Source organism: Pseudomonas emilianonis (genome assembly GCF_023072625.1).
Classification (GTDB): domain Bacteria; phylum Pseudomonadota; class Gammaproteobacteria; order Pseudomonadales; family Pseudomonadaceae; genus Aquipseudomonas; species Aquipseudomonas paraveronii.
In genome coordinates, this window is record NZ_JAKNRV010000587.1 from 1 (window position 1) to 2,089 (window position 2,089).

2 protein-coding genes are annotated in these 2,089 nt (G+C 64.3%); both read right to left on the reverse strand.

The annotated features are described in order from the left end of the window. A partial coding sequence (locus L9Z73_RS29705) for an ATP-binding cassette domain-containing protein (protein WP_247408474.1) occupies positions 1 to 1,548 on the reverse strand: 1,548 nt, incomplete at its 3' end. Next, positions 1,545 to 2,089, reverse strand: a 545-nt coding sequence (locus L9Z73_RS29710; protein WP_247408476.1) for an HlyD family secretion protein, incomplete at its 5' end; no start/stop codon positions are given. The genes L9Z73_RS29710 and L9Z73_RS29705, both read right to left, overlap by 4 nt.

The window sequence follows — 2,089 nt, forward strand, 5'->3', positions numbered from 1 at the left end:
GGTGGGCACCGCGGGTTCGGCTTCGCCCTGGGCTTGCTCCAGGCACGTGACGAACGCGGCTTCGAGGGTGTCGCCGTGGAATTGCTGCTGCAGTGCGTCGGGGGTATCGCAGGCCAGCACCTTGCCCGCGTGCATCAGGGAGATGCGGTCACAACGCTGGGCTTCGTTCATGAAGTGGGTGGACAGAAAGATCGTCACCCCTTGTTCGCGCGACAGTTCGATCAGCAGCCGCCAGAAGTCATCCCGCGCCGCCGGGTCGACGCCCGAGGTCGGTTCATCGAGGATCAGCACTTCGGGGCGGTGCAGCACCGCCACGGCCAACGACAAGCGCTGACGCAGGCCGAGGGGCAGCTCGCCCGATGGCTGCTCGGCCACCTCGCCGAGGTCGAAACGCTGGATCAGCTCATCGATCCGCTTGCCGCTGTCGGCCTTGGGCAAATCGAACAACTGCGCGTGCAGCACCAGGTTCTGCAGCACGCTGAGTTCGCCATACAACGAAAAGCTCTGCGACATGAAGCCCACGCGCTTGCGGGTGGCCAGGTCCTTGGCGTTCACAGGGTTGCCCAGCAGCGTTGCAGTGCCCTCAGTGGCCGGCATCAGGCCGGTGAGGACTTTCATGGTGGTGGTCTTGCCGCAGCCGTTGGAACCGAGGAAACCGAAAATCTCGCCCCGGCCGATGGCAAAGCTGACTTTATCGACTGCCGTGAAGTCGCCAAAGCGCAGGGTCAGGTCGTGGGCTTCGATGGCGATATCGGCGCTGTTGCTTGCGCGCGGAGGGATGACCAGCGGCTGGTTGTCATGGGCGCTGTCGCCCTGGAAGTGGGTGAAGGCCTCATCCAGCTTGCCGCTGGGGGTCGCTGCGGCGAGCTCACTGCTCAAACCGTCGGCGATCAGTTTGCCGCGGTCGAGCATCAGGCAATGTTCAAACTGCTCGGCTTCTTCCATGTAGGCCGTGGCCACCAGCAGCGTCAGTTGTGGGCGCTCGCTGCGCACGGTTTCGACCAGTTCCCAAAAGCGCCGACGTGACAGCGGGTCGACCCCGGTGGTGGGCTCGTCGAGGATCAGCAGGTCCGGGTCATGGATCAGCGCGCAGCACAGGCCGAGTTTCTGCTTCATCCCGCCGGAGAGTTTGCCGGCCGGGCGGTCGGCGAAGCGCTCAAGGTCGGTGGCCAGCAGCAGGTTGTGCATGCGCTGGTCGCAATCGGCTTTCGATAGGCCGAACAGCGTGGCGAAGAAGCGGATGTTTTCGCTGATGGACAGTTCGGGGTACAGGTTGCCGCCCAGGCCTTGGGGCATGAAGGCGATGCGCGGGTAGAGGCTGTTGCGGTGGCGGCGGTCGGCGATGGAGCCGCCGAGCACCTCCAGTTGGCCGTCCTGGAGTTTTTTAACCCCGGCGATCAAGCCCAGCAGGCTCGATTTGCCCGCGCCATCCGGGCCGATCAGCCCGCAGCGCGTGCCGGTGGGCAAGCTGAAGGCGATATCGATCAGCGCCTGTTGCTTGCCGTAGCGGTGCTGGATGCCCGTGGCGTGCAGCGCCAGATCGGTCATTGCAGGTTAGCCGGCCAGTCTATGTCAGCCGTGCGCACGTAGCCGGCGCCGGGCATGCCTGGTTTGGCCTGCGGCACGGCGCTGGGTTGGGTCAGGCGCAGTTTGACGCGGAACACCAATTTCTGGCGTTCATCGCGGGTTTCTACCTCTTTGGGCGTGAACTGCGATTTGGCCGCGACGAAGCTGATTTTGGCCGGCAGCGATTGGTCGGGAAGCGCGTCGAGGAGGATGCGCGCGTCGCTGCCGACGGTCAGGGCGCCGGTCACCGAGGCGGGCAGGTAGAGGTTCATGTATTGATCTTCAGGATCGATCAGCAGCAAGACGCGGCCGCCCGCGCCGAGCACTTCGCCCGGCTCGGCCAGGCGCAGCTGGATAATGCCGTCGATGGGCGCGCGCAGGCTGCTGTCATCGATTTCGAGGGTGAACTGCCACCACAATTGGTGGCTATACGGTACATCTTGATAGGCAAACAGCAGCAGCCAGATAGACGCTCCGAGCACGCACACACTGGCCACCAGGTACAACGGCGAGAACGGCAATT